The organism is Pseudoalteromonas sp. ABE4_541, assembly GCF_056312285.1.
In genome coordinates, this window is sequence record NZ_JBSVEM010000002.1 from 234,370 (window position 1) to 260,287 (window position 25,918).

Annotated in this window: 19 protein-coding genes and 1 tRNA gene; 6 read left to right on the forward strand and 14 right to left on the reverse strand. The window is 43.3% G+C overall.

What is annotated here, in order from left to right:
- Positions 1–26 precede the first annotated feature (26 nt).
- The 4 genes from ACW689_RS03700 to ACW689_RS03715 all read left to right on the forward strand — a co-directional run bounded on the left by ACW689_RS03700 (position 27) and on the right by ACW689_RS03715 (position 5,017).
- Positions 27–2,084, forward strand: a complete 2,058-nt coding sequence (locus ACW689_RS03700) for a bifunctional diguanylate cyclase/phosphodiesterase (protein WP_476288549.1) — start codon at positions 27–29, stop codon at positions 2,082–2,084.
- A 24-nt stretch (positions 2,085–2,108) separates the two neighbouring features.
- The gene (locus ACW689_RS03705; protein ID WP_476288550.1) at positions 2,109–2,699 is read left to right on the forward strand and encodes a hypothetical protein; all 591 of its coding nucleotides are present in this window, start codon (positions 2,109–2,111) and stop codon (positions 2,697–2,699) included.
- A 170-nt stretch (positions 2,700–2,869) separates the two neighbouring features.
- Positions 2,870–4,258: an O-antigen ligase family protein gene (locus ACW689_RS03710; protein WP_476288552.1), complete on the forward strand. Its 1,389-nt coding sequence runs from the start codon at positions 2,870–2,872 to the stop codon at positions 4,256–4,258.
- 105 nt (positions 4,259–4,363) lie between these two features.
- Entirely contained in the window at positions 4,364–5,017 is a 654-nt protein-coding gene (locus tag ACW689_RS03715; protein WP_476288553.1) for a transporter, read from the forward strand.
- Positions 5,018–5,173: 156 nt separating this feature from the next.
- Here the strand turns inward: ACW689_RS03715 and lpdA are convergent, their stop codons facing one another.
- From lpdA to serB, 6 genes are all read right to left on the reverse strand, one after another.
- Positions 5,174–6,598: a dihydrolipoyl dehydrogenase gene (lpdA, locus tag ACW689_RS03720; RefSeq protein ID WP_476288554.1), complete on the reverse strand. Its 1,425-nt coding sequence runs from the start codon at positions 6,596–6,598 to the stop codon at positions 5,174–5,176.
- 173 nt (positions 6,599–6,771) lie between these two features.
- Positions 6,772–8,655, reverse strand: a complete 1,884-nt coding sequence (aceF, locus tag ACW689_RS03725; protein WP_476288555.1) for a pyruvate dehydrogenase complex dihydrolipoyllysine-residue acetyltransferase — start codon at positions 8,653–8,655, stop codon at positions 6,772–6,774.
- A gap of 12 nt (positions 8,656–8,667) precedes the next feature.
- Complete coding sequence (gene aceE, locus ACW689_RS03730; protein ID WP_476288556.1) at positions 8,668–11,334, reverse strand: pyruvate dehydrogenase (acetyl-transferring), homodimeric type; 2,667 nt, start codon at positions 11,332–11,334, stop codon at positions 8,668–8,670.
- 62 nt (positions 11,335–11,396) lie between these two features.
- Positions 11,397–12,146, reverse strand: coding sequence for a pyruvate dehydrogenase complex transcriptional repressor PdhR (gene pdhR, locus ACW689_RS03735; protein WP_476288557.1), 750 nt, complete (start codon positions 12,144–12,146; stop codon positions 11,397–11,399).
- 369 nt (positions 12,147–12,515) lie between these two features.
- Entirely contained in the window at positions 12,516–13,679 is a 1,164-nt protein-coding gene (locus ACW689_RS03740) for a hypothetical protein (RefSeq protein ID WP_476288558.1), read from the reverse strand.
- A 505-nt stretch (positions 13,680–14,184) separates the two neighbouring features.
- Positions 14,185–15,204: a phosphoserine phosphatase SerB gene (gene serB, locus ACW689_RS03745; protein WP_476288559.1), complete on the reverse strand. Its 1,020-nt coding sequence runs from the start codon at positions 15,202–15,204 to the stop codon at positions 14,185–14,187.
- 75 nt (positions 15,205–15,279) lie between these two features.
- On the opposite strand from serB, the gene ACW689_RS03750 reads away from it, so the two are divergent.
- Positions 15,280–15,897, forward strand: coding sequence for an AhpA/YtjB family protein (locus ACW689_RS03750; RefSeq protein ID WP_476288560.1), 618 nt, complete (start codon positions 15,280–15,282; stop codon positions 15,895–15,897).
- Here ACW689_RS03750 and ACW689_RS03755 read toward each other — a convergent pair.
- The 5 genes from ACW689_RS03755 to ACW689_RS03775 form a co-directional block, all read right to left on the reverse strand.
- On the reverse strand, positions 15,864–16,628 hold the full coding sequence (locus ACW689_RS03755) for a TatD family hydrolase (protein WP_476288561.1): 765 nt from the start codon (positions 16,626–16,628) through the stop codon (positions 15,864–15,866). The two genes, ACW689_RS03750 and ACW689_RS03755, sit on opposite strands and share 34 nt — an antisense overlap.
- Before the next feature lie 52 nt (positions 16,629–16,680).
- Positions 16,681–17,322 (reverse strand): pyridoxamine 5'-phosphate oxidase, encoded by a 642-nt coding sequence (gene pdxH / locus ACW689_RS03760; protein ID WP_476288605.1) that lies wholly within the window; start codon positions 17,320–17,322, stop codon positions 16,681–16,683.
- A gap of 90 nt (positions 17,323–17,412) precedes the next feature.
- A complete protein-coding gene (gene argS / locus ACW689_RS03765; protein WP_476288562.1) occupies positions 17,413–19,155 on the reverse strand; it encodes an arginine--tRNA ligase in 1,743 nt (580 codons plus the stop codon).
- 21 nt (positions 19,156–19,176) lie between these two features.
- Positions 19,177–20,760: a peptide chain release factor 3 gene (prfC, locus tag ACW689_RS03770; RefSeq protein WP_476288563.1), complete on the reverse strand. Its 1,584-nt coding sequence runs from the start codon at positions 20,758–20,760 to the stop codon at positions 19,177–19,179.
- A gap of 199 nt (positions 20,761–20,959) precedes the next feature.
- On the reverse strand, positions 20,960–22,015 hold the full coding sequence (locus ACW689_RS03775; RefSeq protein ID WP_476288606.1) for an alpha/beta hydrolase family protein: 1,056 nt from the start codon (positions 22,013–22,015) through the stop codon (positions 20,960–20,962).
- Positions 22,016–22,267: 252 nt separating this feature from the next.
- On the opposite strand from ACW689_RS03775, the gene ACW689_RS03780 reads away from it, so the two are divergent.
- Positions 22,268–24,922, forward strand: a complete 2,655-nt coding sequence (locus tag ACW689_RS03780) for an ATP-binding protein (protein WP_476288564.1) — start codon at positions 22,268–22,270, stop codon at positions 24,920–24,922.
- Here the strand turns inward: ACW689_RS03780 and rimI are convergent.
- From rimI to ACW689_RS03795, 3 genes are all read right to left on the reverse strand, one after another.
- A complete protein-coding gene (gene rimI, locus ACW689_RS03785; RefSeq protein ID WP_476288607.1) occupies positions 24,906–25,331 on the reverse strand; it encodes a ribosomal protein S18-alanine N-acetyltransferase in 426 nt (141 codons plus the stop codon). The two genes, ACW689_RS03780 and rimI, sit on opposite strands and share 17 nt — an antisense overlap.
- A gap of 49 nt (positions 25,332–25,380) precedes the next feature.
- The gene (locus ACW689_RS03790; protein ID WP_476288565.1) at positions 25,381–25,662 is read right to left on the reverse strand and encodes a hypothetical protein; all 282 of its coding nucleotides are present in this window, start codon (positions 25,660–25,662) and stop codon (positions 25,381–25,383) included.
- Positions 25,663–25,736: 74 nt separating this feature from the next.
- Positions 25,737–25,813, reverse strand: a tRNA-Trp gene (locus ACW689_RS03795).
- Between the last annotated feature and the right edge of the window lie 105 nt (positions 25,814–25,918).

Genomic DNA, 25,918 nt, shown 5'->3' on the forward strand with positions numbered 1-25,918 from the left:
CCTCAATTTAATTAAAAGGACTTAACGTGCGCTATTTACTCTCAATTAAATCTCTTATGCTTAGCACGCTGTTAATTGTGTTTATTGTGCTCACGTCGGTGACTTTTATTAAGGATTTAAAAGTCACTAAGCAATATTTAGAAAACGAATTAACCCACCAAGCGCAAAACACCGCGACGAATTTGGGTATGTCTATAGCTCCTTATATATCAAGCGATGAAATTGTACTTGCACAGACCATGGTCAAGGCGCAATTTGATTCAGGCTATTATGCCAATATAACTTTTGAAGCGAACGACCCTACGCTCAGTTTTACATTTGAAGTAAAACAACATCCGCACGATGTGCCCACATGGCTAATTAATCTCATTGATTTAAATACACCAAGCGTCACGCAAGAAGTCTCCAATGGTTGGAATATCGCAGGAACACTGCATATTCAAGCACACTCGGGGTCGGCTTACTCAGCACTCTATCAGCAGCTTAAAATCAATATACTCAATGCGTTTGGAATCGTCGTTTTATTGGCATTGGCATTTTTTGTATTGGGTAAAATGTATAGGCAATTTATTAGTGCGATAGAAAACCACAGTGCAAATAAAAATAGTGATACGCTTGAGCAGTTCAACTCACCATCACGCCTTTTTGAGTTGAACGCGATCACCTCTGCGATTAACGGTTATATTCAACATGCGCAAAACCTGTTGAGTAATCAAAACCAAAAAATTGAGTTGTTACGCCAAGAAGTGTACACCGATGAACATACAGGGCTTGGTAACCGAAAGGCACTAATTCGAGATTTTGATGCGCAATTTAACGCTATTCAAGCGCGCGAAGACGAGTTCTACTTTGGCCTAGTCACCCTAAGCGAACTGCGCACTATTAATCAAAATGAAGGCTATGCAAAAGGTGACGCCTATCTCACGCACAGCGCGAAATTGATTCTGCAAACTACAGACTTGTATGATGAATTTAAAGTATACAAGCTATCAGGGTCAGAATTCGCATTATTTGGTAAATTGACCGCCAAGCAAGCTGACTTTTTAATTGATCAGCTTCGCCAATCATTCAGTGCCTTTTCCATCGCACAGCATGGCACACAAATATCCAAACCCGTGCTAGTTAAAGTAAGAAAAAATGAGCGAATTCAAGCACTATTAATGCGTATCGACGCCCATATCAGCAAAGAAAAGCACTTTGGTCAGGTGATGCCACTCGTTGATGAAACCATCTCAGGTAAAACTAAAGATGAATGGCACAGTATTTTGACTGAATACACCTCGCTAATTGACATTATTGAGGTGGCAACGCACTTTTCCGACACCTTATTAGATGAATCACTCAATGTATATGAGCAAATTTTCGATATTTCTATACAGCCTGTTGTAAACGCGAACCAAGAAGTTGAATATCAAGAGTTGTTTATTCGCTTTAAACATAACAATGAACATTTAGATACTTCAGACGTATTTGCCATGGCCGAGCGGTATGGTTTTGTGTTGAGTTTAGAGCGTGCGGTGGTGTCTTATATTTTGCAAAAAATCAAAGCCATAAAACACACGCCTGTCGCAATCAACATCAGTAATTGCTCTTTGTATGATCATGACTTTAATGACTGGCTATTTGATACATTACCTGAAGTGCAGCACCTGTTGCCGCCGCTTATTTTTGAAGTGAATGAATCTGCTTTGGTTTATTCAGCTAAGGTGTGCCGCGACTTTATTAATCGCGCCAAAGATCACAACATCAAAATTACGTTAGATAGGTTTGGTACTAGTTTTAGCAGCTTTCAGTATATTCAGAACTTACGTGTGGATTATGTGAAAATTGACGGCGGCTTGATTAAAAACTGCGAACAGACCGATTATCGCTTTTTTATTAATACCGTCACCACCCTTTGTCATGGTATCAATATAAAAGTCATTGCCGCCCATGTTGAAAGCCAAGATGCCGCAAATTTATGTCTTACAATGAAAATTGATGCCCTTCAGGGGCTAGGCGTTGTTCCCGTTTCAAGTTATACTGAGTACACTGAAAGGAAAAATGGCACGGTTTGCCAAGAAGCAAGCAGTGCAAGTATTTAAATGATCATACCCATGAGGAATAGTATGAAAAACTTAAAGGCAGCTTTATTGCTTTCTTCGTTCTTGAGTGTTGGTAGTGCCATGGCAGCGGATACTGCAGCCTTACCTGAAAATATTGTACAGCAAATTGCGCAAGCTCAAGCTGAAGGTCAAGATGTTGCGGCAGTTATCAAGCAACTGATTGCAGCAAACCCTGAGCTTGCACAAAGCATTGTAACAGCTGCTATCCAAACTGTTGGTGCCAATAATGAAGCGGCTGTTAGTGCTGTAGTTCAAGCAGCTGTTGAAACTGTCGGTGCCGATAACGACGCAGCGTCAAGCCAAGTTATAGCTGCGGCTATTGATGCAGTTGGTGCAGACAATACAGCGGCCGTAAACCAAGTCATGTCAGCGGCAACTCAAGCTAATGTTAATACAGAGACTGTACAAACAGTTGCACTGGCGAGCGGTGTAGCACAAGACACGGTGCAATCTAATCTTGATTCAGCACCTGCGGCGCAAAATACAGTTGCTGCAGTACCTGCGCAAAACAATGCCAATGTACCGACTAACCCACAAGCGGGTGCAGGCACGCCTGACACTGGCGGTGGTAGCGGCACGGCATCAGGTAACTAATTGAGTTTTAGACTCAGTATTTAGTATTAAAAGCTTCCAAATTTGGGAGCTTTTTTGTGTTAAGTCATCGCCATTGATTGCCATCGTGCGCATGAATGCGTACTCTAGCGCCTAAATTATACCTATTACATCTAATTGTTATTTCTTACCGCCTAAGTTACGAGAATACAATGACTTCACTGCGTTTTTCATCCACCATACTTTTTATGTTAGCCGCCATTGTTGTGCTGGTACCCGTTCCCTTAGCAAGCAATCGCATTTGGGCATGGTCGATATTTGTATTTTGGGTTAGCTTGCTCGTACTCGCACACTGCTTATTCTGTGTTTGGAGAAAAAAAACACTGGTGCGCTATAAATGGCAATGGGGATTGCTCGGTCCACTGTTAGCGTTAGCTGCCTTTCAGTTACTCCAGTTACTCAACCCTTACACTGCCAATGAGCTTATCGCATTAAAAAACGCCACCGATTTTAGTTCTGTATTTCGAATAGGTTCAATCGATCCCTATATGACACAAACCATGCTGGTCAAAACGCTGATGTACACTGGGTTTGTTTGGCTTGTAACCCAATACTGTACGGGCCAAAGAGCGCTCAAAATAATGCTGTTTGCCGTTGTATTATCGGCATGCTTACAAGCCTTTTATGGTTCGGTGCTGAACCTGCTTAATTTCAGTCATTCACCCATATTTGGCTACCCTGAAGGCAATCGAGCCAGAGGCTCCTTTGTATACCAAAATCACTTTGCCAACTTTTTAGCCATTAGTTTGTCGCTAGCCATCGGTTGGTTGGTCTCTGAGCTAAAAACCTCAAAACAACGTTTTAAATTCAAAACCTTTGTCAGCGATGCCATGCAAACCTTGCTTAGCTCAAAGATGTTACTGCGTTTGGCCATTATCATTATGATAATTGGCCTGATATTAAGCCGCTCTCGTATGGGTAATGCCGGATTTTTTACCGCGCTTATGATCACGGGTGTATTGGCCTTATTTATTTATAAGCGACCACCAACTATGTTAAAGCCGCTGCTGATCAGTATCTTCGTGCTAGATATGGTGATTGTGGGCTCTATTTTTGGCTTGGAGAAACTACAACAACGTATTGAAGACACCAGCTTTGCCTCAGAAACCCGCGATGAAGTAGTCATAGATAGCATTCCACTTATTCAGCAAAATTGGTTAACCGGCACAGGTGCAGGCACTTTTTATACCGCCTTTCCACAAATACAGCCCAATGTATATTCAGCCTATTATGACCATGCTCATAATGAGTATATTCAGTTTATGGTTGAGTTCGGCGTGCCCGTTACGCTACTTTTGGGAGTCTGGGTGCTGTATTGCTTGTGGTTAAGCATTCGCACCATGCAAAAGCGCAACAGCAAGTTACTTAAAGGTGTGGCTTTTGGCTGCTGTATGGCGATATTGCATATGCTTCAACACAATACCGTTGATTTTAACCTGCAAGCCCCCGCGAATACACTGCTGTTTTTGTTGGTATTGAGTTTGTGTTTTATCGTCAAAAATATGCCTGAACAGAACAAGTATAAAAAGCTTCGAGGCTAGTTACCCTCGTTTACAAAACAGCCTCCTAGCAAGAGGCTGTTTTATTGCCTTTCCCTTCGTTCCCATTAAAATACGCCCTCCCTTACTATTTGGAAGAAGTACATAATGGAACTTAAAAAACTCGCTTTCGCAGCAGCAGTCCTTGCAAACACACAAGCTTTCGCAACTGAAACAGCAACAAACCAAGAAACTTTCAACCCACTTCACTTTTCTGTGTACGCTGGTTTTACGCATGGCGGCGATAAACTGGTAGAAATACAATACGAAGGTCGCTCTGATCAAGATATTCGCGCTGGTGGTGCGATTAACTTAGGTGCGGGTTTAAACTACCAATTCAATGGCAAATGGTCTTTACAATCAAACCTAGGCTATCATTTCGATTCTGATAACACCAACAACGCCGACATTACTTTCTCGCGTTGGGCTCTAGATGTTATCCCTTACTACAAGTTAAACGACTCATTTAAAGTGGGCGTGGGTATCACGTATCACTTAAATACTGAGTTAGAAATGGATATGAACAACACCGACAGCACTATATCATTTGATAACACAGCGGGTGTAGTTGCATCACTCGGTTACCAGTTTGAAAACCACAACGGCTGGCTTGAAGCGCGTTTCGTTAAAATTTCATACGATGCGGACAAAGTAAGCGTCGGTAAAGTTTGGGGGTTCAATGTGAACGAGTCAGCAAACGTGCAAGGCGTACCAAGCATTAGTGGTAACCATATTGGTATCTCATATCACTACGTATTTTAAGCCCTAGTTAATCAAGTTTAATAGATCCTGAAACAAGTTCAGAATGACGAGCGGTTCCACTAATCGCACGTCATTAAGTCATCCTGACGAAGTCAGAAACTATTAAACAAAAACCCAGCTTAAGCTGGGTTTTTTAGTACCAGTCAAAGTAATGAATTACTTTTTCTTCACTGCTTTTTTGTTTGGTAAGTCTGTAATTGAACCTTCAAAGATTTCAGCAGCCAGACCAATTGACTCATTCAGAGTTGGGTGAGCGTGAATAGTCAGTGCTAAATCTTCACCGTCTGCGCCCATTTCAACAGCTAGGCCAATCTCACCTAGCATTTCACCGGCGTTGATACCAACCATCGCACCACCGATAACACGACCTGAATCTTTATCAAAGATAAGCTTTGTTTGACCTTCAGTACGTGCAGAAGCTATAGCACGGCCAGATGCTGCCCACGGGAATACCGCAGTTTCAACCTTAAGGCCTTGCTCTTTCGCTTCTTTCTCAGTTACACCAACCCATGCAATTTCTGGATCTGTGTACGCGATTGAAGGAATACACTTAGGATCGAAGAAGTGTTTCTTACCAGAGATAACTTCAGCAGCAACGTGTGCTTCATGTACCGCTTTGTGCGCAAGCATTGGTTGACCAACGATATCACCGATCGCATAGATGTGGTTTACGTTAGTCTTCATTTGCTTGTCAGTGCTGATAAAGCCACGCTCATCAACGTTAACTCCCGCTTTTTCAGCGTCAAGTAGCTTACCGTTAGGCGTACGGCCAACAGCAACTAATACTTTGTCGTAACGTACTGGCTCTGCAGGTGCATTCTTACCTTCAAATGTCACGTATAGGCCGTCATCTTTCGCTTCAACAGCCACAACTTTGGTTGAAAGCATTACGTTGAACTTGTCTTTTACGTAGCGTTGGTAAATTTTGATAACGTCTTTGTCAGCCGCTGGTACTAGTTGATCAGCAAACTCTACTACGTCAATTTGTGAACCTAGTGCACGGTAAACAGTACCCATCTCTAGACCGATGATACCACCACCTAGTACAAGTAGTTTTTCTGGTACGTCTTTAAGCTCTAGTGCGCCAGTTGAATCAATTACGCGCTCATCTTCTGGGATGAAAGGTAAGTTAACTGGTTGAGAACCCGCAGCAATAATAGCGTTATCGAAAGTAACGGTCGTCGTGCCTGACTCACCTTCAACAGCAATGGTGTTAGCGCCTGTAAATTTACCGTAGCCATTGACTACTTTAACTTTACGCATTTTCGCCATGCCGTCTAGGCCGCCTGTTAGCTGACCAATTACAGACTCTTTCCAAGAGCGAATTTTGTCTAGGTCAATTTGCGGTGCACCAAAAGTCACGCCGTGTGATGCCATTTCAGATGCATCATCAATTACTTTAGCAACGTGTAAAAGTGCTTTTGAAGGGATACAACCTACGTTCAAGCAAACACCACCTAGGGTATTGCGAGACTCAATAAGTGTAACTTCTAAACCTAAATCTGCAGCACGGAATGCTGCTGAGTAACCACCAGGACCACCGCCTAGTACAACAACTTGAGTTTTGATTTCGTTGCTCATGTTATTACCTTAACTATTATTCGAACGGGACTGTACTCTTTTGAGTATCCGCACCCAAAAATGCCTGCCGCATACAAAACTGTGGTACATGGCAGAGAGAGTTTTTTAAGTGTGCGAAAGTGTATCATCCGCACAAAAAGATGTCCCGCCTAAATAGTAGGCGGGACAACAAATTACATCACTAACTGGCGAATATCGCTCAAGTAGCTTGCAAGCGTCACAGTAAACTTCGCTGCTAACGCACCATCAATGACTCGGTGGTCGTACGAGCAGCTTAGCGGCACCATTAAGCGCGGCTCAAACTCTTTACCATTCCACTTCGGTTTCATCTCAGACTTAGATACACCTAAGATAGCCACTTCTGGCGCATTCACGATTGGCGTAAACGCCGTACCGCCAATGCCACCTAGGCTTGAGATAGTGAAACAGCCACCTTGCATGTCAGATGAAGTTAGCTTGCCTTCACGTGCCTTAGCAGAAATTTCCATTAACTCGCGCGACAGTTCAATAATGCCTTTCTTGTTCACGTCACGTACCACTGGCACAACCAAACCGTTTGGCGTGTCAACCGCAATACCAATGTGTACGTACTTCTTCAAGATCAAGCTTTCGCCGTCTTCAGACAATGAAGAGTTAAACGTTGGGAAGTCTTCCAGTGCTTTCGCCGCAGCTTTCATCACGAATACTAATGGCGTGATCTTCACGCCCATTTTCTTCTTCTCAGCCAAGACATTCTGTTCTTTACGGAATGCTTCTAAGCCTGTGATGTCTGCTTCATCAAACTGGGTAACGTGTGGGATCTGTACCCAGTTACGGTGTAAGTTAGCACCTGATAGTTTTTGGATGCGAGATAACTTCTTCTCTTCCACTTCACCAAACTTGCTGAAGTCAACTTTCGGCCAAGGAATAAGACCAAGCTCACCGCCACCCGTGTTAGAACCAGCAGCTTTGCCAGATTCAACTTGCTTCACGAGCTCTTTAACGTAGTTCTGTACGTCTTCTTTGATCACTCGACCTTTACGGCCTGTGCCTTTAACACGCGCAAGGTTTACACCAAACTCGCGAGCTAAACGACGAACAACAGGTGATGCATGCGCGTAAGATGAGTTTGCTTCAAAGTCTTCTTTAACGCTAGAAGTCGCTGGTGTAGCTGCTTTAGCCGCTGGCGCAGGGCTTGCTGCTGGTGCAGATGCTGGAGCCGCCGCAGGGCTAGAAGCGGCTACTGGCGCACTGCCCGCCACTTCAAATACAAACACCAATGAACCAGTTGATACTTTACCACCTACTTCCACCTTCACTTCTTTGACGGTGCCTGCAAATGGCGCTGGTACTTCCATTGCCGCTTTGTCACCTTCAACGTTCAGGATTGATTGATCAGCGGCGACTACATCACCTACTGCAACCATCACTTCGGTGACTTCAACTTCATCACCGCCGATGTCAGGTACGTGTACTTCTTTTAATTCAGCTGCAGCTGGTGCTACTGGCGCAGGCGCTGCTTCAGAAGTTACTGGAGCTTCAGATGCACCCGTTTCAAATACGAATACCAAAGAACCCGTAGACACTTTACCGCCCACTTCTATTTTGATCTCTTTAACCGTACCTGCAAATGGCGCAGGTACTTCCATTGAAGCCTTATCCCCTTCAACGTTTAAGATTGATTGGTCAGCCTCAACCGTATCGCCCACTGATACCATGATTTCAGTGACTTCAACTTCATCACCGCCAATGTCTGGTACGTGTACTTCTTTGAGCTCGCTCGCACCCGATGCGACTGGCGCAGACTGCGTAGCTTCTTCAGCTGCTGGCGCTTCTTGCGCGCCAGAACTTGCTTCAAAAGTCATGATAAGAGAGCCCGTTGAAACCGAGTCACCTTCTTTGATTTTAATTTCTTTAACTGTACCCGCTTGTGCAGCAGGTACTTCCATTGATGCTTTATCGCCTTCAACAGTAATCAGCGATTGCTCTTCGCTTACTGAATCCCCAACATTTACTAGGATCTCAGTTACTTCAACCTCATCAGCACCAATATCTGGAACATGAATTTCGATAGTCATTCGTTCGGCCCTTTATGCGTAAAGTGGGTTAGTTTTGGTTGTATCGATATCAAATTTCTTGATAGCTTCAACAACAACTGACTTGTCTAGTTTGCCTTGCTTCACAAGCTCCGTTAATGCAGCTACAACGACATAGCCCGCATTTACTTCAAAGTGACGACGCAGGTTTTCACGGCTGTCTGAACGACCATAACCGTCAGTACCTAATACCTTATATGATGCGCTTGGCATAAATGCACGTACTTGCTCGGCGTAATTTTTCATGTAGTCCGTTGCTGCAATCGCAGGTGTCTCACCAAGTACCGATGCTATGTAAGGTACTTTTGCTTCTGCGTCAGGGTTAAGCATGTTAAAACGCTCAGCGTCTTGACCGTCACGCGTTAACTCGTTGAATGAAGTTACTGAGAACACATCCGAAGCAACACCGTATTCTTCACTTAAAATAACACCTGCTTTGCGTACTTCATTTAAGATAGTACCTGAGCCTAGTAGCTGAACGTGTGCTTTGTCGCCCGCGTTGCTTTCAAGCTTGTAGATACCCTTGCGAATACCTTCTTCAGCGCCTTCTGGCATTGCTGGTTGATGATAGTTTTCATTCATCAACGTTAGGTAGTAGAACACGTTTTCTTGGTCTGGTCCGTACATACGACGAATACCGTCTTGCATGATCACTGCAACTTCATAACCAAATGTTGGGTCGTAAGAAATACAGTTAGGCACAGTACCCGCTTGAATGTGTGAGTGACCATCTTCGTGTTGCAAGCCTTCACCATTTAGCGTTGTACGACCAGCCGTTGCACCCAGTAAGAAACCACGTGCCTGTTGGTCACCCGCCATCCACGCCATGTCGCCAACACGTTGGAAACCAAACATTGAATAGTAGATGTAGAACGGGATCATCGGTAAATCGTTAGTGCTGTATGATGTTGCTGCTGCAACCCATGATGACATTGCACCTAACTCGTTGATACCTTCTTGTAGTACCTGACCAGAAGTTGCTTCTTTGTAGTAAGAAACGATGTCACGGTCTTGAGGCGTGTAGTTTTGGCCATGTGGGTTATAAATACCGATTTGACGGAATAAACCTTCCATACCAAAGGTACGTGCTTCGTCGGCAATAATTGGCACGATGTTTTGACCAATATTCTTGTCTTTAAGTAACACGTTCAATGCACGTACAAACGCCATTGTTGTTGAGATATCACGTTTTTGCTCTTGTAGTAGAGGCGCAAACGCATCAACTTCTGGTAACGTCAATGCTTGAGTAAAGTTAGGTAAACGCTGTGGCGTATAACCGTGTAGTGCTTTACGACGAGCGTGTAAGTATTCGTACTCTTTTGAACCTTCTTCAAGCTTCAAGTAAGGTAGATTCACCAACTCTTCGTCAGATACCAAGTCTTGTAGACCTAAACGTGAACGTAAGTGTTCAACGTGCGTCATATCCATTTTCTTAACTTGGTGTGCGATGTTTTTACCTTCAGCCGCTTCACCCATGCCGTAACCTTTTACAGTTTTAGCTAGGATCACAGTTGGACGATCTTTGGTTTCTTGTGCTGCTTTAAATGCAGCAAACAACTTAGAAGGTTCATGACCACCACGCTTCAGCGCGAAGATCTCTTCGTCGGTCATATCAGCAACCAATGCCGCTGTTTCAGGGTAACGACCGAAGAAGTGCTCGCGCACGTAGGCGCCATCTTTTGCTTTGTAAGTTTGGTAGTCACCGTCGATGGTTTCATTCATCAACTGTAGTAATTTACCTGTGGTGTCTTTAGCAAGCAGTTTGTCCCAACCAGAGCCCCATACAACTTTGATCACGTTCCAGCCAGCCCCTTTAAATAGACCTTCAAGCTCTTGAATGATCTTGCCGTTACCCATTACTGGGCCGTCTAGGCGCTGTAGGTTACAGTTAATTAGGTAACATAAGTTATCTAACTTCTCACGGGCAGCAAACGAAATCGCGCCACGTGATTCTGGCTCATCCATCTCACCGTCGCCTAGGAATGCATAAACGCGCTGATTCTTAGTGTCTTTTAAGCCTCGGCCGTCTAGGTACTTTAAGAAACGTGCTTGATAGATAGACGCGATTGGACCTAAGCCCATAGATACTGTTGGGAACTGCCAGAATTCAGGCATTAATTTCGGGTGTGGGTATGAAGAAATACCGTTGCCATCCACTTCTTGACGGAAGTTATCAAGCTGCTGCTCAGTTAAACGACCTTCTAAGAAAGCACGGGCATAAATACCCGGTGAAATGTGACCTTGATAATAAACTAAGTCACCACCGTCCACCTCATTAGATGCGCGGAAGAAGTGATTAAAACACATTTCGTAGAACGCTGCTGACGACTGGTAAGACGCCATATGTCCGCCAAGTTCTAAATCTTTCTTTGACGCACGTAATACGATCATGATGGCATTCCAACGCACGATTGAACGAATACGACGCTCAATGTTTACATCACCAGGGTAAGCTGGTTCTTGATCCGCTGGAATAGTATTCACATAGTTAGTCGTGATACCAGTTGGCATATCAACGCCGTCTAAGCGTGCTTGCTCAAGTACTTGCTCTAGCAAGAATTGCGCGCGCTCTACACCTTCTTCTTTCACTACCGACTCAAGCGCTTGTAACCACTCTTGGGTTTCTAACGCGTCTACGTCAAATTTATTGACTTCAGACATATGGAATTTTCCTTATGTTTAAAATACGAATTTATTATTCAGTTTTAATGTAACCAGCACGCTTACTGCTGCTTTGTTCGGCGTAAGCTACGTTCAATTCGTGAACGTTCTTTACCCGCTTCCAGTAATGCTTCTTCGATAAACGCTAAGTGCGCATTACTTGCTAATCTTGCTTGCTCTGGGTTGCCATTTATCACGGCCTCCAAAAGCACTTTACGATGCTCAGCCAGCTGTTCACTCACATCTGACTTTTGCACCAATACGGTTAAGTTTTGCAGCACATTTTGCTCAAGCAGCGACTGCATGCCTCTGACTAAATGCAATAACACCACATTATGCGAGGCTTCAGCCACAGCAAAATGAAAAGCATTAATTGCCGCCGCCGTTTTGGCTAAATCCCCCTGCGCTTGTGCGATGCTATCAAAGCTTTGCTGTACCTTTTCAAAATCGGTGTCGGTACCGCGCAGTGCTGCATAATAAGCCGCAATGCCTTCAAGGGCATGACGAAATTCAAGTAAATCAAATTGCGATTCAGGGTGTTTACTGATCAAATCAAATAACGGATCAGTAAGTCCTTCTTCAAGCTGATTTTTTACGTAAGTGCCACCACCTTGACGACGTGTTACCAAGCCTTTTGCTTCAAGCTTTTGAATCGCTTCGCGCAATGAAGGCCGAGAGACTTCAAATTGCTTCGCCAGCTCGCGCTCTGGAGGTAACTTGGCACCCGGCATTAACGAGCCCTCAAGGATCATATTCTCGAGTTGCTCTAAAATAACATCGGATAACTTCGCTGCTTTTATCTTTAAAGACATTGATCTAACGCCGAATTTCAGTGTACTGCCAATCGCTGCTTGCAGTGATTTGCGGTGTTATTAAAACCAAAAGGTAAATTGGTCATACCAAATTTGTGCAATACGTTACCAAAATCAAGGAAAGCTGTCAAAAATCTGCGTATAAATGTCGTACAATGCACACACGTAAAGTCTAAACTTTATACAAAAATATCGAATTGCAAAGGAATATGCAAAAGGTCTGACCAGATAAGGTATTCTAACAAGTAAAATGTCATAATTGCGTATCTGGCACAGCGAATAACATGGAGCCATTAAGCGGCTCAGCCCACACTGTGGTGTTTGAAGTTGGGTTCAGCCAATGCAAACCCAACCTCGCAGGCAAATAACTTATGGATAGGTCACTTTAAGTGGTGCCAGCTTAAACGAGCCATTTTTCGCTTCATTTAAACCACTTATCGCAATAAAATTAATCTGTTTTTGAGTCTGTTCTGTTTTTTGCACATAACTACGTTGTTTGCCATCTAATTGACCGCCAGACGAGCTATATTCGTAGGCTAAGCTCATTAGCCAGTAGGTTTCATAATCTCGAAAATAACTACTGCGATGTAAAAACTCTCCATATTGTAGTGGAATATCCCATGCTATTTTTGTTTTCACCGTCTCGGAGTTTGGCTCTTTGTGATAAGTTAACGTAAAAAATGGCGCTAAAAAGGCTTTAGCGTTACCGCGAAGTGCACCTAATTCATTTAGAGGATTAGCATAGTTCCAGATTCCAAAATCCGTAGCAGCAATATTTAACCCTTCCAGTTCAATGTCTTCTTTAAATAACAAGCGAGTAATGTAGCCTTCCACTACAACTTCACCTTTAATCGGCAAAATCAAATGTGCGATTTCTTGCCACGGCCCGTCGTAATTAGGATGATCACTATGCGTATAATCACAATCTCCCCCCCATGAATTGAGGCAGTACACAACTTCCTTTTGATTTGAATAATGATTCAGATCGCTAGGGTGCTGCATTTTCAGTGCATACGGCAGTGATGTCTCGTCATTGTGACGCAATAACGCCAGCAGTGCTGCTTTGTCATAGTTTAACTCCGTTACAAACTGATGCTGCTGACCATCTACAAGCCGTTCACTAAACACCCAAATACCAAGCGTTTGTGTATCTTGCAAACGGTTTAGCGCCTCGCTCACGGGCAAATCGACTGCCCATGCTTGTCTTTCGCTGTGGATAGACTCGGGGACCAGCACTCCGCAGTGCAATGTGCTGTCCTCTGTGTATACATCAAAATATGCATACTCGAGCTGACTTGCAGCAAATCGGGCTCTTAAATACGGTTCACCTTGCTTTTTAATTACATCGAAACCTAAAAACCGCAGTGTGAGATCGGCACTCAAAGGGACTTCATTACTCAGCGCTTTTAGGTGTAATGCGCCGAGCAATGTTGATGCAGTTTCACAGTCGTTCTGTATCAATTGGGTGCGCGCCAAAGTCACCTGACTGTATATCAATATAATAATAAAGAATAAACGCGGTAAAAATATCATACTCAACTCCTTGAAATTCATGATTGTTATATTCGGAAGAAGGGAAATACCCCTATGAATTACAGCACTGTCTTTTAGTCTGAAGAGAAATAAAAACAGTATGCAACAACCAAGAATCTAACACCGATCGCCTAAAATTTACACAAAATAAACCAAATAACCTCACTTAATTAACATTTAGGTGTTGGCATAAAGCGCTCTATTTCAACAAACTGTAATGAGGTGAGAAAAGAGGTGTTACAAGCGTTGATGACAGAGGTCACTCTGGCAAGCAATGCCATATCTGTGAGCAAGCTTTGGCAGCACTTAAAACCAAGGGCTTTCTAGAGCGTTGTTTCTGTCTCAAAACACATACCCACGAGAGCAAGGGTTATGTGCTAATAAATTGTATCGAATAAAGAGGTATCGTTTTTCTATTGTCGATTAATTCAGTTTAATGGTGGGTTAAATTTATCTTTAACCTCACCATGCCAAACTTATGAATATTTAGGTTTTGGCTGCACGTTCAAACTGGAATAGACAAAAAATAAAGCACCTGTAGAAGTGACCCCTCGCAAATCGCAGCATCAGCCTGAGCAACAACCTTAGGTTTACCATGTGCAGCAATCCCTATACCCGCTTGCGCCATCATGAGTAAATCGTTCGCCCCATCCCCCATTGCCACGGTTTGTGACTTACTCAAGCCATGCTGTTGCATCAGCATTGTCAAAATATCCGCTTTTTTTTGTGCATCAACCACTTCGCCTAACACCTTTCCTGTTAAGCGCTCATCGACAATTTCAAGCTCATTAGCAAAACAGCCATCTAGCTGTAATGGCTTCAATAAAGCCTCGGCAAACCAAGTAAAACCACCTGATGCAATATATAAGTGCCAGCCATGTTGCTTTAAATGGGCGCATAAGGCTTTTACTCCATCCATCAAAGGTAAATTCTCTTTCAACTCTTGAATAAGGCTAAGCTCAATGCCCTCAAGTTTACTCACTCGCTGATGCAAACTTTCGCTGAATGCCAATTGCCCCGCCATTGCTTGTGCAGTCACGGACGCTACCTCATCATAAACATTTGCTAAACGCGCAATTTCATCGATACATTCTATTTTTATTGCTGTGGAATCCATATCCATCACCAATAAACCGGGTTTCGAGGTTGTTGGCGGTGTCGCCAAAATGCCAGTTTGCAATGCCAATGAGTGTGCAGCCTCTCTCAGCTCTTTTTTTAGCTGCTCAGTGATGTTTTCAAATCCATAATCAACGTATAGTGCAATCGCTTCTGGCAACGCAGGATGTGGATGGTAATAACAAATAGCTGAAACGTTTAATTCAGAACTATGTAAGTAATCAAGAAAATTCTGTAATTTAGCCGTAGTGAGCGCTTCACCAAACAAAGTAATAAACACCCCAAGCTGCTTATCCGGTACACCTTTACTCAAGTGGTATTCACCATTTTCAATTTGATACCATTTTGCTAGAGTGAAGATATGTGACAAATCGTGATCGGGTAATAACGCAAGACTTGAGGTTGGCATACAAAAGCTCCTAGATAACTAACTCGCCCTTTTTAACATCAATCAGTGGCACTGTCAGCAACCAACGCAGGGTTTATGAAAAATACGCAAGCAATTGATTTAATAAGTTCATCTCAAGGTCGTCGATTGATCCGATTGTTTGTGGCTGCCATCTGCTTTATTACCTTAACTTGGCTTGCCTTTAATACCAGTTTTCAATCACATCAGCTATTACACAAGCAGGCCGACTTGGGGGCACGAAGTCTAGTTGCACAACTTGCGCTGAACGCCATTAAGCCGATACAAAATGAAGACATGAGACGGTTAAAAGAGCTGTGTGATCACCTCGAGCATGACGAGCATATGCTGAGCGTAGCGATATACAATCAAGCTGGGCATTTACTTATTGCGGGCGATAATTTTGTAGAAAGTACATCTGTTTATGGTCTGCCCGATGACGTACCAGGGGTTAGTCAGCTTAAAAACGCCATCGTTGTGCCCATCATTGATAATGGTGAACCTTTGGGTTTTGTCAGCACCGTGTACCTTACCCAATCAGCCATGAGCCAAAGTCATTACCATTTCCACGAATTAGGCCGTATGGTGTTACTCATGCTACTGATCACTTGCGCGTTTACATGGCAAATAGGTCGCGCTTTAAAAAGCTGGGAAGTAAAACGTCAGATCCGAAAAAGTGCACGAGAAGAAGAATAAATCTGCGCTGCAATCTGCTCTTTAGTTTCTGAGCGAAATTCACTCAAATATTTAAATACTTCCACCAGCCGCTTAGGCACATTTGCTTGACCCTGATAACCCGCTAAAGGCATTGAAGGCGCATCCGTTTCTAACAGTAAGCTTTCTAATGGCAGTTGTGAGAACACTTGCTTAGTTTTACGTGCGCGCTCGTAACTTATGGTGCCACCCACACCGAGTTTGAAACCCTGCTTGATATAATACTGGGCCTGCTGAAATGAGCCTGAAAAGGCATGAATGACTCCACCAAAACGCGGTGGCATTTGCTTAAACGCTTGTGCAATTAAATGATGACTTTGTCGATGGTGCACAATCAAAGGCAGCTCCAGTTTATTACTCAGTTGTATATGCTGAATGAATAACTGTTGCTGAAAATCAAGATTGTCACATGTTCCATCAATGCCACATTCCCCAATCGCAACTAGGCCATCTCGGTGTTTTATGGCTAAGGCTTTGAGTTGAGCAAACGAATCATCATCATGTTGCGCAATAAAATACGGATGTAAACCAAAGGCAATTTTACACTGCGGATATAACTGAGCAAATGCGACTAACTGCTGGCACTGGAGTAGCGTTACGCCCGGTACAACAAAGTGTGTTACCCCTAGCCTGTGAGCTTGTTCTATATGGTCTTGGAGCGTGCTTTGCAGCTCAGGAAAGTCTAAATGACAGTGGCTATCGATAAATTGCATAACACGCACGGCCTGCTATTTAGGAATGCGCCGCAAAGCGCATTCTCGAACTTTACGGGTTTAGCCTATCCACAAGCCATGAACCATCGCTTTGTTTTATGTACATAAAGCGGTCATGCAAGCGATGCTCTCCGCCTTGCCAAAATTCAATTTTAGTAGGCTCAACACAATAACCGCCCCAAAAATCAGGCAGTGGTATTTTACCTTTGGCAAATTTAGCTTTCATTGAATGAAATGTTTCCATCAATGCTTTTCGCGATGACACTGGGCGTGATTGTTGTGATGCCCACGCCGCCAGTTGGCTCTCTTCAGGGCGAGATAAAAAGTACTTTGCGACTGCCGCTGTTGATAATGGCTTAGCTTCGCCGTACACAATCACTTGACGCTCTATTTCGTGCCAAGGAAAGTGCAAGCATACCTTGTCGTTGCCTTTTATTTCCTGTGCCTTTCGAGAGCCTGTGTTGGTAAAAAACACAAAACCTTGCTCATCTAAGTGCTTTAATAGCACAATACGCTGTGACGGCTGGCCATGTTCATCAACCGTTGCTACAACCATGGCGGTGGGATCAGTAAACTTGGCGTCGACCGCTTGTTTTAGCCAAGTTTCAAACTGGGCAATAGGACTGTCGGCCAACATCTCACGACGTAAACCACCTTTGCTATATTCTCGGCGAATATCTTCAAGCTGCATGATTTTTCCTTACAAAAAAGCCGCATAAACGAGGTTTGATGCGGCTTTTAGATTAACACGTATATCGTTATCAGTAACTAGGAAAATGCAAGGTTACATTTGTTCCATTACTTCAATACCTAATAGATCAAGGCCCGTGCGTAAGGTATTAGCGACCAGGTTACACAGTACTAGACGGCTATTGCGTATATCTTCAGCCACATCATCTTTAAGAATTGGACATGCTTCATAGAATGTCATGTATAAGCTTGCCAATTCGTACAAGTAACCACATAGTACGTGTGGCGTTGCCTCACTGATCATCAGGTCAAGTACTTCTTCTAGCTGAAGTAATTTAAGCGCCAACGCTTTTTCTTGTGGCTCAACAATGCTCACCGTAGCATTTAACGTAGTGCTGTCGATGCCAGCTTTACGGAAGATACTGCGCACACGCGTGTATGCATATTGCAGGTAAGGCGCCGTCGCACCTTCAAAGCTCAACATGCTATCCCAGTTGAAGATATAATCACTCGTACGGTGTTTTGATAAATCAGCGTATTTAACCGCGCCAATACCGACTTTACGAGCAATTTCACCGCGCTCTTCATCAGATAAACCTGAATCACGGTTAGCAAGTTTTTCTGTCGCGCGACTCACCGCTTCTTCAAGTAAATCAGCCAGCTTAACCGTGCCACCCGTACGAGTTTTGAATGGCTTACCATCGTCACCCATCATGGTGCCAAACAGGCTTGGCTCATAAGAGGTTTTATCTTTTAAAAGACCGGCTTTACGCGCCGTGATCTCAACTTGATTAAAGTGCAGCCCTTGACGCGCATCTACAAAAATTAAGATCCGATCAACATCCAACTCATTTGAGCGGTAATCACAGGCTGCTAAATCAGTGGTTGAATATAAAAAGCCACCACCTGATTTTTGTACGATAAATACAGAGGGTTCACCGTCTTTATTCGCTAGTTCATCAAGGAACACAACCTGTGCACCTTGGTCTTCTACGGCAAGACCTTTTGACTTAAGTAATTCAATAACACCAACTAAACGATCATTATACGCACTCTCTGCCATGATATTGTCACGCGTTAGCGTCACATTAAGTTTTTCGTAGACTTCTTCAGAGTGTTTTACTGAGGTGTCAATGAACATTTGCCACAGCTTTTTACAGTGCGCATCACCACTTTGCAGCTTAACAACATAATCACGTGCTTTATCCGCAAAGCCTTCTTCATCGTCAAAACGTTTTTTCGCGTCACGGTAAAAACTTTCAAGATCAGCTAACGCCACGTTTTCTAAGTCAACACCTTGGTTTAGCAAATCTTCAAGATGAGCTATCAACATTCCAAACTGTGTACCCCAGTCACCCATGTGGTTTTGACGTACAACAGTATCTCCACGAAACTCTAGAGCACGCACGACAGAATCACCAATAATGGTTGAACGTAAGTGCCCTACGTGCATTTCTTTAGCAAGGTTTGGTGATGAGTAATCAACAACCACCTTTTGTGCTGGCTGATGTTCAGACACTCCCAGCTTGGTGTCTTTATTTGCAGCCTCTAAGCTTGCCGACAAAAACTCAGGCTTTAAGTGAATATTGATAAAACCTGGGCCTGCAATTTCAGTCTGTGCAGCGATATCGCTTACATCAAGGTTATCAATGATTTTTTGCGCCAACTCTCTTGGGTTGGTTTTAAGTGCTTTTGCTGCGCCCATCGCACCGTTAATTTGGTAATCACCAAACTGTGGACGCGTGCTTTGCGTTACTGCCGGGTTGCTACCTTCTGGGATCCCAGCTGCCAACATGGCCGCATTGGCTTTTTCAATAAGAATTGTTTTAATGTTCATACTTTATCCTTTTCCTGCGGCTTAGTGTTCACGTGTATGGTGGAACTCAACATCTGGGTAGCGCTCCATTGACAAGTTTAAGTTGACACGGCTTGGTGCGATGTAGGTTAAGTTATCACCGCCATCTAGAGCCAAGTTCGCTTCACACTTGCGTCTAAATTCAGCCATTTTCTTTTCGTCAGAGCAGCTTACCCAACGCGCCGTTTGGACATTCACGCTCTCATAAATGGCGTCAACGTTATATTCTGCTTTTAAGCGTGCGACTACCACGTCAAACTGTAGAACACCCACAGCACCTACAATTAAGTCGTTGTTAATAAGTGGTCTAAATACCTGTACAGCCCCTTCTTCAGATAGCTGAACTAGGCCTTTTAGCAATTGCTTTTGCTTAAGTGGATCTTTTAGACGAATACGACGGAACAATTCTGGCGCGAAGTTTGGAATACCACTGAACTTCAACTTTTCGCCTTGGGTAAAGGTATCACCGATTTGGATTGTGCCGTGGTTATGTAAACCGATGATGTCACCCGCAAATGCATCTTGCGCACGTTCACGGTCACCTGCCATAAAGGTCACGGCATCTGAGATGCTCACTTGCTTACCAATGCGCACATGGTTCATCTTCATACCTTGGCTATATTTGCCCGATACAATACGCATAAACGCGATACGGTCACGGTGCTTAGGGTCCATATTTGCTTGGATCTTAAACACAAAACCTGAGAAGTTCTCTTCCTCCGCTTTAACTTCACGCTCTTCTGTTTGGCGTGGCATTGGCGCAGGGGCCCACTCTGTTAAACCATCAAGCATGTGATCAACACCAAAGTTACCAAGCGCTGTACCGAAGAACACGGGCGTTAACTCACCTTTTAAGAACAACTCTTGATCAAATTCATGTGATGCACCAATGACTAGCTCCAGCTCTTCACGCAGCTGCTCTGCAAGCTCAGCGCCTACTGCTTCGTCTAGTTCTGGATTATCTAAGCCTTTAACAACGCGCTTTTCTTGAATGGTGTGACCTTGACCGGTTTGGTATAAAATCGTTTCATCACGGTGAATGTGATACACACCTTTGAACTCTTTACCACAGCCTATTGGCCATGACACAGGTGCACAAGCAATATTAAGCTCAGTTTCAACTTCGTCTAGTAATTCCATTGGATCGCGAATATCGCGGTCTAATTTATTCATAAACGTCACGATTGGCGTATCACGCAAACGTGTTACTTCCATCAATTTACGGGTACGGTCCTCTACACCTTTTGCTGCATCAATCACCATCAAACACGAGTCAACAGCGGTCAATGTACGATAAGTATCTTCAGAGAAGTCTTCGTGCCCCGGCGTATCAAGTAGGTTCACCAGTGCATCATTGTATGGAAACTGCATCACAGACGTGGTAACCGAGATACCACGCTCTTTTTCCATTTCCATCCAGTCTGATTTTGCGTGTTGGTTAGAGCCACGGCCTTTTACGGTACCGGCTTTTTGTAGCGCCTTTCCGAATAACAATACTTTTTCGGTGATGGTTGTTTTACCCGCATCCGGGTGCGAGATAATCGCGAACGTGCGTCGCTTTTGAATTTCATTGACAATATTTGACATGTAAGCAGCTTTTGCCCTGTGTAGTCGCGACTTCAATCGCGCAAACAAATTAAAATTTTGCCGATTATACCTGTTTTACACTGGGCAAAAAAGCCGCCTGTTTAAGTTAAAGTTTGTTTCCCTTTGCAGGTTGCTGTTCCTGTTCGCCGGTTAACACTTTAAGCTAGTTAAAATGTATCTAACCATAGCGAATAGCATTCTATCTTGGTTGTTTGTTTGCTTGTTGCTCTACCCAATCCCCCAAATCATTTAAGAATGCAGGATGAAATCCATCCCGACCCATCAACACCATTTTTAGCCAAAACCAATAGGGAGAACGTATTGGTAAGAACTCATCCGCTTTCAACATTGAGTGCTCTGTATTGGGGTACATGCGATAACTAAATTGCGATGCTCGAGATTTGAATATCTCTTTATACTGTTCCAAGCTACGCTGCGCATCTATATTGACATCTTGCTCCCCAAGCATAAGCAAAATTGGCTGAGTGATATCTAACAAATCCTCAGTTGAGTCAGAACCAATATTTTTTTGAATAAACCCATATCGATCCCGCCCTACAGGCGTCGAACGATGCTCTTTTGGTACCACGCTCTGCTCATACACCAAAAAGTCGTCATAACTCATACCTGCCATGATCTGTTCATTCAGCAATGCTTCAAACTCAAGGCGCCTTGTAATGAATGCTTCGTCGTAACCCTCACTGTGTAAGCGAATCACAGTTAAGTATTGACTTTGCGCTAGCCAGTTAATGGGAGTAGATATAAAAACCGCAAAGTCAATATCATGCTCCTTAACCAGCACCTTTGGCACCACCCAAGTTGCTTGTGAAAAACCGATAACCCCCACTGATGGGCAATTCAGTTCAGAGTTTGATGTAAGCATCTCGTATGCCGCCAGGACTTCATAAGCCCGATCGTCCATAGACTGATGTAGCCAATTTCCCTCAGAAAAATCAACGCCCGGTTTATCCCACGAGTAAGACGCAATTCCCCTACTCGCTAATTCCTCCCAAATCGGCTCATAATAACCATCCGCATAACTATTACTGTCTCCATCACCATGTACAAACAAAACACATGCTTTTAGCGATTGAGAACTTGCCGTAGGTAAGCTCAACACGCCTCGTCGTACTTGTTGATCCACTTCAAAATTCAAACGCATTTGAAAAGTGCCATCACTCATCGCCTCACAACTCATCACTGTAAAACAAAAAAGCAAACATGCTGCTCTTGTTACGTGTTTTAGACCGTGCATCACTCTATCTCCTTATCTTGTACTCAATTGGTGGTTTATTTACAAAGGACAATAATTCCAAAATAAATGACTTAGCTGTGAGTTACTGCAAAGAAATGTAGTAAGTTTGTAGCGTTTAGCTTTTAAGGCGCATTACTTTAAAAAACACGAGTTGATACAAGTAACTTGAGAATATTCGAACACTGACATAGGTTGTACTAAAATGAGGTTTTAATACCAATCACTTCATGCCATAAGGACATCATACAGCCCATGAAAATAAGCAAGTTAAGCTTAAAGCTTTTGCTTTACATCTCACCTTTGGTGATATTGCCGCTGCTATTTTTAGGGGGCTTAACGCAAACCAGTGTAAGCAATTCAACCGAAAAACAAGTCAAGCTAACTGTCAGCCGCTTCGTAGCACAACAACAGCAAAAAGTTTTAAATTATATAAGTACTTATCAGTCAACAACCAAGCTCTTATCCAGCTCTCCTGTGCTTTTTGATTTTTTATCGCAAAGGGACAAGGCTAACAATACTCAAAAGCTCAGCGCACTGCTTGATGTGTTCGCAAGCTATGAGGAAGCGTACCCTGATATTTTAAATATTAATTTAGTTGATCACTTAGGGGGGAGTCTGGCGTTTTATGCAAGTAATTTAAATCAACCGCCCAGCTTTTACCCATTTTTTGAGCAAGTTTTATCAAGCAACCTGCACCAGTTATACTTTATGGAGTCGGCATTCAACAGCACAACGCACTTATATTTCATACAAGAGGTATATAGTCCTGAACTACCTACACCCAGTCACTATATCATTATTAAAGTTGATCCTTCGATCATCAATTACAGCATTTTACAGTCTCCCTACGAGCAAACACTTAATCTGCTCGTCACAGGAAGTGGGCAGGTTTTATTCAGTTCTGATCCTCAGCTCAAAACCAAAAACCTCACAGAACAAGAAACGCATACCATTGAGCAAGCCGCCGACCAAGAAGAGTTGGCCACGTTTGATTTACCCACGCTGTACAGTCAACAACGCATTGGCTACTCAGTGCAACTCAGTGACGATTACTTCTATCTTTCAGCTTACCCAAAAGAACTCCTTAATGAAGCTGGTAGAACGATAAAAAATCTCACTTTTTTAATCGTTTTTCTCTCTATATTCGCGCTACCTCTATTCATACTCATTGTCGTAAAAAGGTTTCTAATTACGCCTATTGAGTTACTTGGAGAAGCAAGCCATCGAGTCGGAGATGGAGACTTATCGGTATACTTACCCACACAAAACAAAGATGAAATTGGTAAATTATTTATAGATTTCAATGAAATGGTCACGCAGATCAGAGATGCCCGTGACCTACTTGAAGACTATAAACATAATTTAGAAAAGAAGGTATCTAACCGCACACATGCCTTGGAGAGGACCAATAAAGAGTTGGAAGCGGCATATACACAAGCCGAACAAGCGAATGAGTTAAAAAGCCGGTTTTTAGCCAATATGAGCCATGAAATTCGCACGCCTCTGACCGCAATTATCGGTTTTACAGAGCAACTACTGGAACAAGGTAGTAGCGAGCTCAGTCAACGTCACCTTGAGACCATGCTTCGCAATTCCAGACATTTACTCGAACTAATCAACAATATTTTGGATTTATCTAAAATCGAAGCGGAAAAACTAGCGGTTGAACAGCACGAGGTCGATGTGCAATCGCTCATTGAAGATATCGCACAGATCATTCAACCTATGAGCGAGAAAAAAGGTTTGTCGTTTACGTTAGATTACCTCTTTCCGCTACCCGTTATGCTATACAGCGATACAACAAGACTAAAGCAAATCTTAATTGATATCTGCAGTAACGCCGTAAAATTTACCGAGCAAGGTGGCATTACTATTCGTGTCGCGTATTTGGCCTCCAACCAACAATTCAAATTTCAAATCGAAGACACTGGCATTGGCATGTCTAGAGAAGCAATAAATCGAATATTCAAACCTTTCGAGCAGGCTGATACGACGACGACAAGACGTTTTGGTGGAACAGGTTTAGGTTTATGTATTGCCAAAAACTTGGCTATTTTGTTAGGTGGTGATGTCACGGTACAAAGCGAACAAGGTATGGGTAGCAGCTTCACAGTGACCATTGCTGGTAACTATCATGACATGCAACCGACAATGATGAGCGAGCTATCCGCATCTGTACCAGAAAAAAGCATATCCCAAGGGTTTGCCGAGATGCAGTTTGATGCCAGAATTTTGCTAGCTGAAGATAACCCAGATAATCAAGAGCTTATATGTCTGCTTTTACAGGCGTGGGGGATCACACCAGATGTGGTCAGTGATGGAGCGCAAGCTGTTGAAAAAGCCCTCGTCAATGACTATCAGCTGATTTTAATGGATATGCAAATGCCAGTAATGGGTGGACTGGAAGCCATTGAGATGCTGCGCCACGCAGCCTACGACGGACCAATTATCGCGCTTACAGCGAACGTGATGAAGCACGATTTAGAAGTGTATTTAAAGGCAGGTTGTGATGCCACACTGGGCAAACCAATCGATAGAGTGCAATTGGGCAAGGTATTGCTAAAGCACCTACAACTGCAAGCGGCCAGTGATTCTAAGTGGGATTCATTGCTCAAAAGCGAGAAGTTCGAACAAATCACTCAAAACTATACACAAAAATTACCTGACTATATGCAAGAGCTAGAGGCTTTCTATCAAACAAATGACTGGGAATCCTTGAGGGCACTCGCGCATAGCCTAAAGGGGAGCGCAGGGTGCTTTGGTTTGATGAACATTCACAGTGCAGCCGACTTCTTGGAACAAACATTAACCAGCAATGACAGTAACAGACGACAATACGCCATATTATCGCTTATTGAAGCCATTAAGTACACCATTCAAAGGCAAAGCGCTACTTCTCCTGCGTAACCTCGTTACCAAAGCCCAAAGTCATAGCCATCAGTACTGCATCTTCTTTGCCATTAGCGGATGGGTAGTAATTCTTACGAATCCCTACTTCACTAAAGCCCGCCCAATGATAAAGCGCAATCGCACCTGTATTTGACGCCCTCACTTCAAGAAACAAGTTTTCCGCATTAGCCTTTTCACTCACTTCTATGAAGTCACTGAGTAACGCTTTAGCGATCCCTTGGCGCTGAAATTGAGGCGCTACACAAATATCCATCAAGGTATGATCAGGCCCCGCTACCTCGCCAATATAAAACCCTAATAATTGGCCTTGCGAGATCACAGCACCATTAAAGTAACGTCCTTGTAAGCACGACTGCATCGTACTTTGAGACCAAGGAAATGAATGGCAAGCGTTCTCAACGAACATTAAATCTGACAGAGGTAGCTCAGCCAATTTATTTCTGAAAATTTCATGGTTAGTCACAAAGTAACTCCCACAATTGGCGTTTTTGCTGGCTTGTTAAATTCTGAGAAGGAAGAAAAAGTGCCCCATCATGAACTGATATTTCACTAGCCTGAAAGACCTGCGTCAATCTTTGCTCCGATGCACGTTGAATATCAGCCCACAACTGTTCATTCAAAGTCAGTGCAATTAATTCATTTGCAGCACTATCGTCGCAATGAGTATCAGAGGTGCAAAAATGCGCGTTGAGCTTTAATAAAGTAACATCGAGAATATCGGCATACAAAGGATGCATAGTAACCTGATCTACAGAGCGTTATCTAAAAAGAAATATAAAGGTTTATGGAATATAAAGCAAAGGAGAGAAAGTGGCAGGGGCGGCAGGACTCGAACCCGCAACCATCGGTTTTGGAGACCGCTGTTCTACCAATTGGAACTACGCCCCTGCAATGTCGACGCATTATAAAGAGGTTTTTACAAAGGTAAAGCAAAATTATGAAAAAGCTGTTCAACTGCTTTTAAAATAAGCAAAAGGGCGAATTTTTAACTAT

Coding starts and splice junctions, on each gene's coding strand:
- aceE (WP_476288556.1), bottom strand. CDS start 11,334: ATGTCTGAAGTCAATAAATTTGACGTAGACGCGTTAGAAACCCAAGAG.
- aceF (WP_476288555.1), bottom strand. CDS start 8,655: ATGACTATCGAAATTCATGTTCCAGATATTGGTGCTGATGAGGTTGAA.
- ACW689_RS03790 (WP_476288565.1), bottom strand. CDS start 25,662: ATGCATCCTTTGTATGCCGATATTCTCGATGTTACTTTATTAAAGCTC.
- rimI (WP_476288607.1), bottom strand. CDS start 25,331: ATGTTCGTTGAGAACGCTTGCCATTCATTTCCTTGGTCTCAAAGTACG.
- ACW689_RS03705 (WP_476288550.1), top strand. CDS start 2,109: ATGAAAAACTTAAAGGCAGCTTTATTGCTTTCTTCGTTCTTGAGTGTT.
- lpdA (WP_476288554.1), bottom strand. CDS start 6,598: ATGAGCAACGAAATCAAAACTCAAGTTGTTGTACTAGGCGGTGGTCCT.
- ACW689_RS03750 (WP_476288560.1), top strand. CDS start 15,280: ATGAAAAATACGCAAGCAATTGATTTAATAAGTTCATCTCAAGGTCGT.
- ACW689_RS03780 (WP_476288564.1), top strand. CDS start 22,268: ATGAAAATAAGCAAGTTAAGCTTAAAGCTTTTGCTTTACATCTCACCT.
- ACW689_RS03715 (WP_476288553.1), top strand. CDS start 4,364: ATGGAACTTAAAAAACTCGCTTTCGCAGCAGCAGTCCTTGCAAACACA.
- ACW689_RS03755 (WP_476288561.1), bottom strand. CDS start 16,628: ATGCAATTTATCGATAGCCACTGTCATTTAGACTTTCCTGAGCTGCAA.
- ACW689_RS03740 (WP_476288558.1), bottom strand. CDS start 13,679: ATGATATTTTTACCGCGTTTATTCTTTATTATTATATTGATATACAGT.
- argS (WP_476288562.1), bottom strand. CDS start 19,155: ATGAACATTAAAACAATTCTTATTGAAAAAGCCAATGCGGCCATGTTG.
- ACW689_RS03710 (WP_476288552.1), top strand. CDS start 2,870: ATGACTTCACTGCGTTTTTCATCCACCATACTTTTTATGTTAGCCGCC.
- ACW689_RS03775 (WP_476288606.1), bottom strand. CDS start 22,015: ATGCACGGTCTAAAACACGTAACAAGAGCAGCATGTTTGCTTTTTTGT.
- pdhR (WP_476288557.1), bottom strand. CDS start 12,146: ATGTCTTTAAAGATAAAAGCAGCGAAGTTATCCGATGTTATTTTAGAG.
- serB (WP_476288559.1), bottom strand. CDS start 15,204: ATGCCAACCTCAAGTCTTGCGTTATTACCCGATCACGATTTGTCACAT.
- prfC (WP_476288563.1), bottom strand. CDS start 20,760: ATGTCAAATATTGTCAATGAAATTCAAAAGCGACGCACGTTCGCGATT.